The 13504-nt window shown below is 70.8% G+C and carries 14 protein-coding genes and 1 pseudogene; 9 read left to right on the forward strand and 6 right to left on the reverse strand.

Annotation, left to right across the window (positions count from 1 at the left end; genetic code table 11):
* A pseudogene (locus QH470_RS16555) lies at window positions 1-320 on the reverse strand (hypothetical protein); the annotation flags it as partial.
* Window positions 321-636: 316 nt separating this feature from the next.
* On the reverse strand, window positions 637-1209 hold the full coding sequence (locus QH470_RS16560; protein WP_280273263.1) for an Rv1733c family protein: 573 nt from the start codon (window positions 1207-1209) through the stop codon (window positions 637-639).
* Between the two features lie 174 nt (window positions 1210-1383).
* Here QH470_RS16560 and QH470_RS16565 point away from each other — a divergent pair, with 174 nt between their 5' ends.
* Both QH470_RS16565 and QH470_RS16570 read left to right on the forward strand, forming a co-directional pair.
* On the forward strand, window positions 1384-3510 hold the full coding sequence (locus tag QH470_RS16565) for an acyltransferase family protein (protein WP_425302689.1): 2127 nt from the start codon (window positions 1384-1386) through the stop codon (window positions 3508-3510).
* 51 nt (window positions 3511-3561) lie between these two features.
* Window positions 3562-4476, forward strand: a complete 915-nt coding sequence (locus QH470_RS16570) for an alpha/beta hydrolase family protein (protein WP_280273265.1) — start codon at window positions 3562-3564, stop codon at window positions 4474-4476.
* Window positions 4477-4483: 7 nt separating this feature from the next.
* Here QH470_RS16570 and QH470_RS16575 read toward each other — a convergent pair whose 3' ends face one another.
* Window positions 4484-4693, reverse strand: coding sequence for a hypothetical protein (locus QH470_RS16575; RefSeq protein WP_280273266.1), 210 nt, complete (start codon window positions 4691-4693; stop codon window positions 4484-4486).
* Between QH470_RS16575 and QH470_RS16580 the strand changes: the two genes are divergently transcribed.
* The 6 genes from QH470_RS16580 (at window position 4692) to QH470_RS16605 (ending at window position 10508) form a co-directional block, all read left to right on the forward strand.
* The gene (locus QH470_RS16580) at window positions 4692-5417 is read left to right on the forward strand and encodes a GntR family transcriptional regulator (RefSeq protein WP_280273267.1); all 726 of its coding nucleotides are present in this window, start codon (window positions 4692-4694) and stop codon (window positions 5415-5417) included. The two genes, QH470_RS16575 and QH470_RS16580, sit on opposite strands and share 2 nt — an antisense overlap.
* Before the next feature lie 121 nt (window positions 5418-5538).
* Entirely contained in the window at window positions 5539-6855 is a 1317-nt protein-coding gene (locus QH470_RS16585; RefSeq protein ID WP_280273268.1) for a nucleobase:cation symporter-2 family protein, read from the forward strand.
* Window positions 6852-7898 carry a cyanuric acid amidohydrolase gene (gene atzD, locus QH470_RS16590; protein WP_280273269.1) on the forward strand — a complete coding sequence of 349 codons (1047 nt, stop codon included), beginning with the start codon at window positions 6852-6854 and terminating at the stop codon, window positions 7896-7898. Before QH470_RS16585 ends, atzD begins: the two co-directional genes overlap by 4 nt.
* Window positions 7895-9193 carry a cytosine permease gene (locus tag QH470_RS16595; protein ID WP_280273270.1) on the forward strand — a complete coding sequence of 433 codons (1299 nt, stop codon included), beginning with the start codon at window positions 7895-7897 and terminating at the stop codon, window positions 9191-9193. The genes atzD and QH470_RS16595 overlap by 4 nt, the downstream gene beginning before the upstream one ends.
* The gene (gene biuH, locus QH470_RS16600; protein ID WP_280273271.1) at window positions 9190-9876 is read left to right on the forward strand and encodes a biuret amidohydrolase; all 687 of its coding nucleotides are present in this window, start codon (window positions 9190-9192) and stop codon (window positions 9874-9876) included. The genes QH470_RS16595 and biuH overlap by 4 nt, the downstream gene beginning before the upstream one ends.
* Window positions 9873-10508, forward strand: coding sequence for an alpha/beta fold hydrolase (locus QH470_RS16605; protein WP_280273272.1), 636 nt, complete (start codon window positions 9873-9875; stop codon window positions 10506-10508). Before biuH ends, QH470_RS16605 begins: the two co-directional genes overlap by 4 nt.
* A gap of 36 nt (window positions 10509-10544) precedes the next feature.
* On the opposite strand, the gene QH470_RS16610 is transcribed toward QH470_RS16605, so the two are convergent.
* Window positions 10545-10856 (reverse strand): DUF3349 domain-containing protein, encoded by a 312-nt coding sequence (locus QH470_RS16610; RefSeq protein WP_280273273.1) that lies wholly within the window; start codon window positions 10854-10856, stop codon window positions 10545-10547.
* 85 nt (window positions 10857-10941) lie between these two features.
* Window positions 10942-11475, reverse strand: a complete 534-nt coding sequence (locus QH470_RS16615; protein ID WP_280273274.1) for a hypothetical protein — start codon at window positions 11473-11475, stop codon at window positions 10942-10944.
* 346 nt (window positions 11476-11821) lie between these two features.
* Between QH470_RS16615 and QH470_RS16620 the strand changes: the two genes are divergently transcribed.
* Window positions 11822-12901: a fatty acid desaturase family protein gene (locus QH470_RS16620; protein ID WP_280273275.1), complete on the forward strand. Its 1080-nt coding sequence runs from the start codon at window positions 11822-11824 to the stop codon at window positions 12899-12901.
* 14 nt (window positions 12902-12915) lie between these two features.
* Here QH470_RS16620 and QH470_RS16625 read toward each other — a convergent pair.
* Window positions 12916-13504: DUF5753 domain-containing protein (locus tag QH470_RS16625; RefSeq protein WP_280273276.1), on the reverse strand; the 589-nt coding region annotated here is incomplete at its 5' end.

Here is a 13504-nt window from a genome sequence, read left to right on the forward strand (position 1 = left end):
GGGGGGGCCTGTGCCCCCCCCGGGGGGGTCCGCGCGCCCCCCCCCCCCCCGCCCTGCAACCCCCCCCCCCCCCCGCCCCCCCGGGGTTCCTCTGTCTTGGGGGCCCCCCCGACGATGTGGGGATGTCGCAGCCGGGCCGCGTTGCGAGCGGCGGTCCGCAGGCACTCGGCGCTGCCCGCGTCGTCCGGGCGCGGGCATTTCAGCACGACGTCGCGGCCCAACTCCTCGTCCGCCGCCCGCCACACCATGCCCTCGCCGCCCAGGAGGAACAGCTCCCGCAACGTGTATCGGCCCGCGATGATGTCCCCGACGCTCGTCATGCGCCCACCCTGGTTGTCCGACCCCGATCCCGGCGAGCGCAGTGTAGACCGTCCGGGCTGTCGACGCGGGGCAGTTGCGGCAACTCGGTCCGGTTGTCCGAGGCGGTATTTCGGGCGGCTGCCCAACTGCGGGAAGGCCGTAGCGTACGGGGTGGAGCGCATGCGTTGCCGCGTTCCTCGTCTACCCGGGCGCAGCGTGTCAAACCGGATTCCGTTTCGGAACCTCCCGGCAAGCGCATCCCAGGACCGGCACTTCACGCGCCGCAGGTGTTGCTGCACGCTGCGCCCCGGGTCCACATCGTGGCCGAGCCGACGGTCAGAGGTGTCCGGGACTGAACTGACGCCATTCGGAATCGAGCCGCCGGGTGTGATGGCGGAACAGGGCGCCCTGCATCGCGGCGCAGAGGCCCGCACCGCTCAGCGCGGTCGCCGTGACCACACCCGCGCCCGCGGCGATCCCGGCCAGCACCGCGGCGCCGGACCAGGTCGGCGGGACGGTCGGAGTACCGCCCGGGTCCAGCCACACCGTCACCCGCGCACCGCGGGACACATTCTCGGGCACCGACACGACCGCGGTGCCGGTGCGGCCGTCACGATCCCACCGCACCGTGGCCTCCGTGCCGCCGCGCGCCGCCCGCACCCGGTGCGGGTCCTCGACGACCGTGGCCTCGACGCGCGCCCGGGTCGCGTGCTCGACGCGAATCCGGTCGGCGTGGCCGCCGTAGACCGCGGTGCCGACCGCGCCCGCGAACGGCACCGCGACCAGACAGGCCAGCACCGCGACCACGCGCAGCACGCCCAGTGCCCGGTCGCCCGACCGCATCAGGGGATTGCCGCTCCACGGCCCGGCCCGCAGCAGGCGAATACTGATCGAGGGATGATCCCGCACCTCGACGACCCTCTTCCCATTTCGCCGCCCCGGCCCGGTGGCCTTGATCCACACCGTGTTCGACCGGGGCGATCGCTCACATCCTGTGTGTCGTTCGCGGCCCGCCCGTTGCTACGCGCTCGAGGCCCGAGACTTCCGAACGAGTGGCCCGGAATCTTTACCCGTGGTAAGAGAATGGTCGTGTCGCCGTCGATCCGCCTTCATCCTGCTGTGCTCGTTCGCGGTCGGAACCGACCGCTGTACGGCGCACTACCGGTCTCCGGCTATCGCGCGGATCTGGACGGTCTGCGCGGTGTGGCCATCGCGCTGGTGGTGGTGTTCCACATCTGGTTCGGCCGGGTGTCCGGCGGTGTGGACGTGTTCCTGGTGTTGGCCGGCTTCTTCTTCACCGGCCTGCTGCTGCGGCGGGCGGACGGAACCGGTTCCGTGGGTGTGGTTTTCACGCTGCGCCGCACCGCGCGCCGGTTGCTGCCCGCCATGGTCGTGGTACTCGGCGCCGGTCTGCTGGCCGCGGTCGTGCTGCGGCCCTACACGCAGTGGGCGAATATCGCCGCGCAGACCCTGGCCTCGCTGTGCTACGTCCAGAACTGGCAGCTGGCATCGACGTGGTCGGATTATCTGGCGGCCGACCCGTCGGTGAGCCCCCTGCAGCACCTGTGGTCGATGTCGGTGCAGGGCCAGTTCTATCTCGTGGCGGTGCTGGTGGTCGCGGCGCTGGTCCGGGCCGCGCGGTGGCTCGGGCGGCCCGAGAGTGCGCGCCCGGTGCTGGGCGTGCTCGTCGTCGGGGCGGCCCTGCTGTCGTTCGGTTACGCGGCGCACGGCACGGCCACTCAGCAGGGCTGGAACTACTACGACAGCGTGGCGCGGGCCTGGGAGTTGCTGGTGGGAGCGGGACTGGCGCTGGCCGCCCCGTATCTGTCGCCGCCGCGGCTCGTGCGCGCCGTGCTGGCCGGGGTGGGATTGGCCGGGGTGGTGCTGTGCGGATGGCTGATCCTCGACGGCGCCAACCGTTTTCCCGGTCCCGCCGCGCTGCTGCCGGTCGGTGCGGCCGTGGCCGTCATCGTCGCGGGCAACGGTCACACCGGCGACCGGGCGCCGTGGCCGATCCGGATCCTGTCGGGCCGGACCGCGCGGTGGCTCGGCGATCTCGCCTATCCGTTGTATCTGTGGCACTGGCCGATCCTGATCTTCTTCCTCGCCGAGCAGAACCGCACCGACGCCGGATTCGCGGGCGGGCTCCTGGTGATCGTGCTCTCGGTGCTGCTGGCGTGGGTGACGCAGCGCTGGGTCGAGGAACCGCTGCGGTTGCGGACGCGCCCCGCGCGGACCGGCCTTGCCGCGTTCGTCGGCTACCGCCGGGCGGCCGGATTGGCGGTCGCGCTGGTCGCCGTGCTGGTGGCAGTCGCCGCGGGCACCTGGCAGGTCGCCGTGACCAGGCTGAACCCGCCGCACGCGGTCGCCGATCTGGATGTGGCGCAGTATCCCGGTGCGGAGGCGCTCGACTTCGGCGCGCCCGTGCCGCACGCGTCGATGCGTCCCAGCGTGTTCGAGGCGCCCGCCGATGTGCCGCCACCCACCGCGGACGGGTGCATCGCGGACTGGGATACCCGCGAGGTCGTCACCTGCACCTACGGCGATCCGGCCGCGACCCGCACGCTCGCGGTGGCCGGGAGTTCCCATGCCGAGCACTGGATTCCGGCCTTGCAGGTGCTGGCCGCGCAGTACTCGTTCCGCATCCAGGTGTATCTGAAGATGGGTTGTCCGCTCACGCTCGCCGAGGACGCGACCTACAAGGGCGAGTCGAATCCGGACTGCCGCGACTGGTCGCGCGCCGCCATCGATCGTCTCGACGCCGACCGGCCGGACTGGGTCTTCACCACCGGCACTCGCCCGCGCGACGAGGGCGGCGACGAGACCCCGCAGGACTACCTCGACGTGTGGTCGGCTCTGGGCGAGCGCGGGCTGAACGTCGTCGCGGTCCGCGACACCCCGTGGCTGCGGCGCGACGGCGTGCGGTACCGGGCGGCGGATTGCCTTGCCCAGGGCGGCAATCCGATCGCGTGCGGCATGCGCCGGACGGACGCGCTGGACCCCGTCGATCCGGAACTCGAGCCGGCCTCCCGGTTCCCCAACGTCTTCCCGGTCGACATGACCGACGCCGTCTGCCAGCCGGACGTGTGCCCGGTGGTCGGCGGCAATGTGCTCGTCTACCACGACGAGCATCACCTGACGGCCAGCTATTCGCGGTCACTGGCCGGTCCGCTGGGGCGCCGGCTGCAGCCGATACTCGGATGGTGGTAGACGGCTAGGATTGCCGGGGCGAGTGATCACCGAGTACGGAGGTGCCCGATCGTGCTGGGAACCAGGCGCGGCCGGTTACGGGCACTGGCCGTGACGGCGGTGTTCGCGGCCGTGGCCTTGACCACCGGATACGGGGCGGTCGAACCGGCGACTCCCGCGGTGTTCGCCGCGGGCGCGCCCGCGACACCGGAGACGCCGCTGCGCATCGGCTACGGGAACGCCGCGGATACCTACGGCGACCTGTACCTGCCCGCGAGCGGTTCCGGTCCGTTCCCGGTGGTGGTGCTGGTCCACGGCGGGAGCTGGGCGCAGTACCGGACGCTGGCGCAATTCGCCTCGCAGTCCACGGCATTGGCCCAGCAGGGTGTCGCCGTCTGGAACATCGAGTACCGGCGGGTGAACGGCGCGGGGGGCTGGCCGGTCACCCTCACCGATGTCGAGCAGGCCGTCGACGCGCTGGCGACCGTGGTCCAGCAGCGTTCCGGCCGACGGCTGGACCTGCGGCGCGTACATCTGGCCGGGCACTCCGCCGGTGGGCATCTGGCCGCGTGGGCGGCGGGCAGGCTCGCGGCGAATCCCGATGCGCGGCAAGCGGTTCGCATCCGCAGCCTCACGGTGCTGGCCGGGGTGCTGGATCCGGTGCTGGCGGTGCGGAACGGCCGTGACGCGGCGGTGCGCAAGCTGCTCGGCGGCGGCCCCGAGGAGGTTCCCGACCGCTACCTGGAGGCGTCGCCGATCGAGCATCTGCCGCGCGGTATCCACATCAGCGCGTTGCACGGAGAGGCCGATCGGGTGGTGGACGTCGAGCAGAGCCGCCGCTACGTCGGCGCCGCTCGCCGCGCCGGGAACACGACGGACCTACAGATACTCCCGGGCGTCGGTCACGCCGAGTTCACCGCGCCCGCCTCGGCGGCCTGGGCCACCGCGTGGAAGACCATCCTCGACAACGTCGCGCGCGAGCGTTGAGCGGCCGTCACGACGGTGTCGAACTGGGTTCGGGCAGTGTGCATTCGGTGACCTTAGGGTCGACACCGAGGTAGTTCAGCGGACCGGCGACCACATTCAGCGCGATGGTTCCGAAATCGCCACAGCTCTGCGACATCTGGGTGAGATAGCCCCGCTGGCCGGCGGCCACCACCCCGACGATCAACCACACGAACATCAGCAGCGAGATCAGACGCATGACGATCCTCCCCGTTCCGGCGGCCTTTCCATCATGGCAGCTGCGGCCCCGGCATGCCGTCAGCGGCTACGCTCTCGGCGTGGCCGCCGGTGGAGAGAGTATCGGAGTGGCACCGCGGGAGGCGATCGCGCACGCGGTGCGGGAGGACATCCTCGCGGGACGTCTGGCGCCGGGCGACCGGTTGCGCGAGACGGATCTGGCTCGGCGATTCGAGGTTTCGCGGGTGCCGATCCGAGAAGCGTTGTCGCAGTTGCACAGCGAGGGGTTCGTCACCCTGATCCGCTATCGCGGCGCGACGGTCTCCGACACCGCGGGGGCGGCCGCGCTGGAACTGGTGCAGGTGCGGCGCGGCCTCGAGGTGCTGGCGGCGCAGCTGGCCGCCGAGCGCGGCGGGGGAGAGGTCGCCGACGAACTCCGGCGGGTCGTCGAGCTGGGGCGCGGCACCGCGGCGCACGAACAACTGCCGTCGCTGATCGTGCAGTTCCACACGCTGGTCGGGCGCGCCTCGGGCAATCACCAGCTCCAGATCATGCTCGGCCAGATCCTGGGACGGGTGTCGTGGATCTTCGATCAGCAGTTGGAAACCCGCACGGCCGGCTCGTGGAGTGAGCACGCGGCCATCGCCCAGGCCATTCTCGGCCGGTCGCCGATCCAAGCGGGTTATCTGATGGGCGAGCACATCGCGAAGGACGAGGCCTTGGTGGCGGGCTTGCGCAACGGCTAGTTCGTATACAAATCTTTCCGCTGTGCTGGCATGTAACCCGGCTTGAACCAACGGAAACGCGCTAGAAATACTCTTTGTATACAAATCTTCAGTGAGATAGCTCGTCCCGCTGGAGGCCCGCATGTCCGCCGCCACTCTCGGCACCGAATCACCGCCCCGCCGCCTGTCCGCTTGGCGCACCGTTCTTTTCGGCCTGCAACACGTGCTGGTGATGTACGCCGGTTGTGTCACCGTGCCGCTCGTCTTCGGCGAAGCCCTCGGCCTCGCGAAATCGACCGTGGCCGTCCTGGTCAACGCCGATCTGCTGGTCGCCGGTGTGGTCACGGTCGTGCAGGCCGCCGGGGTGGGCCGCCTGCTCGGCGCGCGGATGCCCGTCGTGGTCGGGGCGTCGTTCACCGCGGTCACGCCGATGATCCTGATCGGCCAGGAGTACGGCCTGTCCGCGGTCTACGGCGCGATGATCGCCGCCGGTATCTTCGGTGTCCTTGTCGCGGTCCCGTTCTCGCGGCTGATCCGGTTCTTCCCGCCCGTTGTGCGGGGTGCGGCGGTGACGATGATCGGGCTGTCGCTGATCGGCAACTCGGTCACGATGATCTTCGGCGACCAGCCCGCCGGCGGTTCGCGGCTGGCCCTCGCCGCGGGCATCGTGCTGCTGATCGTGGCGCTGCTGCGTTACGGCCGCGGCCTGCTCGCACAGTCGGCGGTGCTGATCGCGCTGGTGCTCGGGACCGGCGTCGCGGCGCTGCTCTCGATGACCGATTTCGCCGGTGTGGGCGGGGCGGGCTGGTTCGGGATACCGCGGCTTTTCCTCTTCGGCGCGCCGACCTTCCCGATCGCCGGAATCATCTCGATGTGCCTGGTCATGCTGGTGATCTACACCGAGTCGACCGCCTACCTGCTGGCCGTGTCGGAGACCACCGGCGAGCGGGTCACACCGCCGCGGCTGGCTCGCGGGCTTGCCGCCGACGGACTGTCCGCGCTACTGGCCGGATTCCTGACCTCCTTCCCCGACACCGTGTTCGCGCAGAACGTCAGCCTGGTGCGGATGACCGGGGTGACCAGCCGGCGGGTCGTCGGCGTGGCCGGCGGCATCCTCATCGCGCTCGGCCTGGCGCCGAAGATGGGCGAACTCGTGGCGAGCCTGCCCGACGTGGTGATCGGCTCGGTCAGCCTCGTCATGTTCGCCACCGTTGCCGGAGTGGGTATCGCGACTCTCGCGAAGGTCGATTTCTCCGGGAGCGACAACCTGTTGATCGTGTCGCCGGCGATGGGCATCGGGATGATCCCGATCGTCTCGCCCGACGTGTACTCCGGGCTGCCGTCCGCCGCCAAGATCATCTGCGGTGGGGCCATCACCAGCACGGTCATCGTCGCCTTCGTCCTCAATCTCGTCTTCCACCATCTCGGCCCGCTGTCCCGGAGGAGCGCATCCGTATGACCCCGATAACCCTGCTCACCGTGCCCACGGCCGGTCCTGCCGATGTGTCCGCGCTGAGGGCGCTCACCGCCGCCGGGCAGCGCGCCACCGATGTGGTCGGCGTCGTCGGCAAGACCGAGGGCAACGGCTGCGTCAACGATTTCAGCCGCAGCCTGGCCGCCGCGGCCTGGGAACCGCTGCTGCCCGAGGCCGCGGTCACCGTGTTCTCCGGCGGCACCGAGGGCGTCCTGAGCCCGCACGTCACTCTGTTCGTCCGCGACGAGACCCGGCATCCGGGATTCGACCGCGGCCTGGTCGCCGCCGCGGGCCGCACCCGCACGCTGGATCCGGCGGAGATCGGTCGGCCCGCGCAGGTCGCCGCCGTTACCGACACGGTCGGCAAGCTCGTCTCCGAACTCGGTGTCGCGGCCGCGGACGTGCACTTCGTCCTGGTGAAATGCCCGCTGCTGACCTCCGCCAAGATCGCGGCACTGCGCGCCGCCGGGCTGGAACCGATCTGCGACGACACCTATGAATCGATGGGCCGCTCGCGTGCGGCCAGCGCCCTCGGCATCGCGGTCGCGTTGGGCGAATGCGATACCGCCACCGCCGCGGCGGCATTGTCGGGGACGGCCGAGGTGTCGTCGGCACGCGCATCGGCAAGCGCCGGAGCCGAACTCGACGACTGCCATGTCCTCGTCGTCGCCGAGAGCGCCGCGGCCGCCAACCCGCTGCGCGCGCTGCACGGCGAGATGGCCGACGCGCTCGACCTCGCGGCCGTGACCGCACTGCTCGACGAGGTCACTCGGCGCGGCGGCACCGTGCGGCAGATCTTCGCCAAGGCCGAGGCCGACCCGTCGGGCACGGTGCGCGGCCATCGGCACACCATGCTCACCGACTCCGACATCAATGCCACCCGCCACGCCCGCGCCGCCGTCGGCGGTCTGCTCGCCGCGTTCAAGGGCGACGGCGCGATCTATGTCTCGGGCGGGGCCGAACACCAGGGTCCTCCCGGCGGCGGCAGCATCACCGTCGTATACGAGCTACCGGAGGTGCGGGGATGACCGCCACGACGATCACCGGCACGCCGGGTACGGGCATCGAGGAGTTCGAGGACGTCCCGGTGCCCGCCGAACACCGGCGCGGGTTGTTGTCGGTCTCGGCCGTGTGGTTCGGCTTCCCGATGGTGCTCACCTGCGCCCTCTTCGGCGGCCTGATCGTGCACTCGCTCGGCTTCGGGCGCGGGATGCTGGCCATCGCGACCGGCAGCCTGATCCTGATGCTCTATGTCGGCGCGCTGAGCTACCTCGCCGGTCGCACGGGCAAGAACTTCGCGCTCACCGCCGCCGAGACTTTCGGCCGCCGCGCCGCCGCGATCCCGTCCGGCTTCCTCGCGACCGTCGTGATCGGCTGGTTCGCCTTCCAGACCGGCATGGCCGGGGCGATCCTGCACGACAGTCTGGGCTGGCACGAACGACTCACCACCCTGCTCACGGGGGTCGCGTTCGTCGCGGTCACGCTGCTCGGCATCCGTGCGCTGTCGGTGATCGGCATGATCGCCGCGCCGTTCTATGTGGTGCTGGGTCTGGTCGCGGTCGGGCTCGCCGCCGCCGACGCGCCCGCCTCACCCACCGCCTACCAGGGCACCGGTGTGATGAGTTTCGGCGCGGCGGTCACGCTGGTGATCGCGTCCTTCGTGGACTCGGGGACGATGACCGCGGACTTCACCCGCTGGTCGCGCAGCGGTCGCGAGGGTCTTCTCGCGGCGTTCTCGGCCTTCCCGGTCGGGCAGATGATCGCGCTGGTCATCGGCGGGCTGATCGTCGCGCTCGGCGGCGCGCGGGATCCGGCCGCCGACGGCGGCGACTTCCTGGGGCTGCTCATCGATCACGGCGGCCTGCTGGTACCGCTGGCTGTGGCCTTCGTGTTCGTCAATCTCGGCTCGGTGTGCACGCACTGCCTCTACAACGGCGCGGTCGGCTGGAGCCAGCTCACTCGCGGACGGATGCGGCGGCTGACCGTCGTGCTCGGCACTGTCGGGGTGATCCTCGCGGTCGCCGGGATCTGGTCGTGGTTCGAGCAGTGGCTGAACCTGCTCGGGGTGATCGTGCCGCCGATCGGCGCGGTGGTCATCCTCGACCAACTCGTCCTGCCGCGCTTCGGCCTCGGCGCCGGGGGCCGAGTGCGGGCGCTGCGCTGGCCGCCGTTCGCCGGCTGGCTCGGCGGTTCCGCCGCCGCGCTGCTCACCCACGCCTGCGCGCCGCAGCTGTCCGATGCCGTGGTGGGTCTGCTGGCCGCCGCGGTCGTCTTCACCGCCGCGTGCGCAATGACCGCTCGAGACAAGGAGATTGGGGTATGACCCTCCCGACCGTGGCCGCGCAACCCTACGCCTGGCCGTTCGACGGCGCCGTCGACCCGGCCCGCACCGCGTTGCTGCTCATCGACTGGCAGATCGATTTCTGCGGACCCGGCGGATACGTCGATCAGATGGGCTACGACCTCGCCCTCACCCGTGCCGGGCTGGCACCGACCGCGCGGGTGCTCGACGCCGCCCGCCGCCACGGCCTCACCGTGATCCACACCCGCGAAGGACATCGCCCAGACCTCGCCGATCTGCCCGCCAACAAGCGCTGGCGCTCGGCCCGGGCCGGCGCCGAGATCGGCAGCGCCGGCCCGCGCGGGCGCATCCTGGTGCGCGGCGAACCCGGCTGGGAAATCGTTCCCGAGGTGGCGCCGCTGCCGGACGAGCCGGTGATCGACAAACCCGGCAAGGGCGCGTTCTACGCCACCGACCTGGATCTCCTGCTGCGCACCCGCGGCATCACCCATCTCGTGCTGACCGGTATCACCACCGACGTCTGCGTGCACACCACCCTGCGCGAGGCCAACGACCGCGGCTACGAATGCCTGCTGCTGTCCGACTGCACGGGCGCCACCGAACGCCGACACCACGAGGCGGCGCTGAGCATGGTCACCATGCAGGGCGGCATCTTCGGCGCGGTGGCGACCTCGGTGGACCTGCTCGCCGCGCTCGGCGGATGAGACGGGTCGTCCTGATCCACGGCGCGGCAACCGATTCCCGAGTCTGGGACGCGACCGCCGCCGCGCTGTCCGGTACCGCGGAGGTGCTCGCCCCGGACCGTCCGCAGTCCGGAGATCTGGACACCGAGATCGCCTTCCTGACGCCGATGTGCGTGGGCGCGTTCGTGTTCGGCGTGAGCGGCGGAGCGACTCTCGGCCTGGAACTGGCGGCCCGCGGAGTGCCGCTGGCCGGTGCGCTGCTTCACGAACCCGCGGCGGGCTCGCTCGCCCCGGGCCTGCTCGACCATGTGGCGGCCGGGCTGGCGGCCGGCGGGGTCGAGGGATTCGGCCGCGCGCTGTACGGTCCGGCGTGGCGGCACGAGTGCACTCGCGCGTCGCGGGCTACCGTCGCCGCCGAGTTCGCCATGTTCGGCGCCTTCGAGCCCGCGCCGCTCGCCGCGCCCGAGCGCGTCGTGCTCACCGTCGGTGCGCGGTCGCCCTGCCCGCGGCACCGCGCGGTGGCCGCTCTCGCGGAGTACCTGGGCACTCGCCGGCTCGTTCTGCCGGGCGTCGGGCACGCCGCGCATCTGGAGGGTGGATTGGCCGATCCCGGTTTGCTCGCGTCGGTCGACCGACGCGCCCGCCGTGCGTAACCCGTACCGCGCCTTGCGATTACCGGCTCAGCTCGCTCACGGCAGCGTGCCGGGCCAGCTGTCGTCGACCGGCCAGCCGCCCGCCAGCAGGTGCTCGCGGACGCGGGCGAGGTCGGCCTCGCGCGGCATCGCGTCGGTGATCCTGGTGATGCCGACCCCGACGTCGGCCCGATCGGCGGGGAGGGTGCCCTGCGCGACCAACTCCTCGGCCACCGCACGCACCTCGTCCTCGGTCAGGCGCCGTGCCAGCAGGGCGAGCAGCGGCACATAGTCGGTATCGGGCACGCCGTGGGGATATCCGGCGCGCAACCAGTCGACGATCTTGGTGAGCAGTGCGGAAAGTGCCATCGGTCTCCGGTCTGCGGACTGTCGGGGCTGCAGAACTGCGCGGGGATATCGTCCCCGCCCGACTTTTCGAGCGCAAACGCGGCTCTCAGGACGGGGTCGCCGGGCGCCCCGGCAACGGGTGCGCCAGATAGCCGTCGGCGAAGTACAGCATGGATCCACACCGGTCGCACCGGTAGGCGTGCTGCTTCTCGACCTGCTGGCCCAGTTCACTGGGGTGATCGGTGAGGAACCCGGCGTGGCCGGTGACGAACCCGAGCACGCCGATATACGTGCGCGGCCGGGCACACCACGGGCAGGTCAGATCGATCGATTCGCGGTGCCGCTGGATTTCGGCCGCGCGCAAGGCCGTTCGCTGTTCGGCTTGGTCGATGTAGTGGGTGGCCGCAGCCGGTGTCAGCTGCTCCGGCGCGCCCCACGGACCTTCGTAGACATCGTCCACGGCGGTCCGCAGGTGCGCGAACTCCGCCTCCGAGCGCCGCACCACACGCGTTCCCCGGATCCCGCCGCCGACCCGATAGGTGATCTCCGCCCGCGAGACGCCCCGCGGCAATCCGGTGCGCAACAGTACGCGTTTGGGATCCTGTGCATCCGGCTTGAACTCGTTCCCCCGACCCGCCACCTCGGCAGGATACCGCGCCGAAGGAAACGGGAGCGGTCGCGAAAGACGTTCCGCTACCGCGTCCAGCTCCGGGCCCGACGCCGCGAGCCGGGCGTACTGTGCGACGATGGCGGCACGGGCGGTGGCCGCGGGCGGCTTGTCGCCAACCTATCGAGGTGGTAGGTGCTCGGGTTCGCCGATCCGACGCTCGTTCACCCGGAGGACATGTTGTCGCGGGATCATGAGCCCTGACGGGTGCGCCGCGATCGCAGTCCATCGCCGGTGACGGGAAGTCCGGCAGCCGGAGACCGGTCGCCGGACATGGCATCGTGTACCGGGAACAACGACAGTCGGAGCGGAGCTGGCCGTGCGTAGCTATGAGGTTTTGCGGGGCAGCGACTACGCGGTGTTGTCGCGGCGGGTACGTGAGGCCGGGTTGCTGGAGCGCCGGTTGCGGTACTACGGCTGGAAGAGCGCGATCACGGGCGCGGCGTGGATCGGCGGATGGGCGGCGTTCGTACTCGTCGGCGACTCGTGGTGGCAGCTCCCGGTGGCCGTCTGGCTGGCGGCGGTGTTCGCGCAGCTCGCCTTCCTGGGGCACGACGCCGGGCACCGGCAGATCTTCCGGACGCGGCGGGCCAATCACCTCTTCGGCCTGATCGCCGGCAATCTCGCCATCGGCGTCAGCATCGGCTGGTGGACCAGTAACCACAACCGTCACCACGCCCACCCCAATACCGAGGGCGCCGATCCGGACGTCATGGGTGTGCTGGCGCACTCGCACGACCGGGCGGGGACCGCGCGGGGACTGCGGCGGTGGGTCTTCCGCTATCAGGCGTGGCTGTTCTTCCCGATGTTGTTGCTGGAGGCCGGAAGTCTGCACTTCGCGAGCGCGCGTGCGGTGGCGCGGTGGCCCATTTCGCACCGTCGCTGGGAAGGCGCGCTGCTGGCCGCCCATGCCGTCGGCTACCTCGCCGTCGTGTTCGCGGTGCTGCCGCCGGGCAAGGCGCTGGTGTTCATCGCCGTGCAGCAGATGCTGTTCGGGTTCTACATGGGTTGCACCTTCGCCCCCAACCACAAGGGCATGGAGGTGCTGACGGCGGACGAGGCCACCGACTTCCTGCGCCGGCAGGTGCTCACCTCCCGCAACGTGCGCGGTAGCCGGCTCATCGATACCGCGATGGGCGGCCTGAACTATCAGATCGAGCACCATCTGTTCCCGTCCATGCCGCGCCCGAACCTGCGCCACGCTCAGCCGTTGGTCGTGGAGTTCTGCCGCGAGCGCGGCGTGTCCTACAGCGAGACCGGACTACTGGACTCCTACGCACAGGCATTGCGCCATCTGCATGCCGTCGGCGACCCGATCCGACGGCCCGCGGCGGCCGAACCGCTGCCTGTGGTCGCCGAACAGCCCAGGGACACAAGCGAAGTCGTCGAAGTGCACTGACGGCGCGGGGTCGCTCACAATCGAGCGGCGGCGTCCACCATCATCTGCCGCGAGACCTCCGGCGGCTCGGCCTGCACACTCAGGCGGTCCATGACCAGGCGGTAGATCTCCAGATCGCGCAGGCGATCCAGGTAGAGGGCACTGGTCAGTTGTTCGATGTAGACCAGGTCGGGGAGTTCGGGTTCGGCGAAGCGCAGCATCGTGAACGAACTGCCCGCGGCCGCATGGCCGCCCGCGGCGTACGGCAGCACCTGGATCGTCACGTTCAACCGATCCGACATCTCGACCAGATGCTCCAACTGCCCGCGCAGCACGTCGTTGCCGCCGATCGGCCGGTGCAGCACCGTCTCGTCCAGCACCGCCCACAGCGTCGGGCCGCCCACCCGGTCGAGGATCTTCTGCCGGTGGCGGCGCAGCTCGACGCGCCGGTTGGCCTCGTCCTCCTGGTGCCCGAGCGCGACCACGGCGCGGGTGTAGGCCTCGGTCTGCAGCAGGCCCGGAACCAGTTGCGCCTCAAAGGTTCTGATGGAGTGCGCGGCGTGCTCGAGGCCGATGTAGGTCTCGAACCATTGCGGTAGCAGGTCGCTGTAGCGGTGCCACCAG

The organism is Nocardia wallacei, assembly GCF_029868745.1.
GTDB classification, from domain to species: Bacteria; Actinomycetota; Actinomycetes; order Mycobacteriales; family Mycobacteriaceae; genus Nocardia; species Nocardia wallacei_B.

Coding starts and splice junctions, on each gene's coding strand:
- QH470_RS16565 (WP_425302689.1), top strand. CDS start 1,384: ATGGTCGTGTCGCCGTCGATCCGCCTTCATCCTGCTGTGCTCGTTCGC.
- QH470_RS16580 (WP_280273267.1), top strand. CDS start 4,692: ATGACGATCCTCCCCGTTCCGGCGGCCTTTCCATCATGGCAGCTGCGG.
- QH470_RS16575 (WP_280273266.1), bottom strand. CDS start 4,693: ATGCGTCTGATCTCGCTGCTGATGTTCGTGTGGTTGATCGTCGGGGTG.
- QH470_RS16585 (WP_280273268.1), top strand. CDS start 5,539: ATGTCCGCCGCCACTCTCGGCACCGAATCACCGCCCCGCCGCCTGTCC.
- atzD (WP_280273269.1), top strand. CDS start 6,852: ATGACCCCGATAACCCTGCTCACCGTGCCCACGGCCGGTCCTGCCGAT.
- QH470_RS16595 (WP_280273270.1), top strand. CDS start 7,895: ATGACCGCCACGACGATCACCGGCACGCCGGGTACGGGCATCGAGGAG.
- biuH (WP_280273271.1), top strand. CDS start 9,190: ATGACCCTCCCGACCGTGGCCGCGCAACCCTACGCCTGGCCGTTCGAC.
- QH470_RS16605 (WP_280273272.1), top strand. CDS start 9,873: ATGAGACGGGTCGTCCTGATCCACGGCGCGGCAACCGATTCCCGAGTC.
- QH470_RS16610 (WP_280273273.1), bottom strand. CDS start 10,856: ATGGCACTTTCCGCACTGCTCACCAAGATCGTCGACTGGTTGCGCGCC.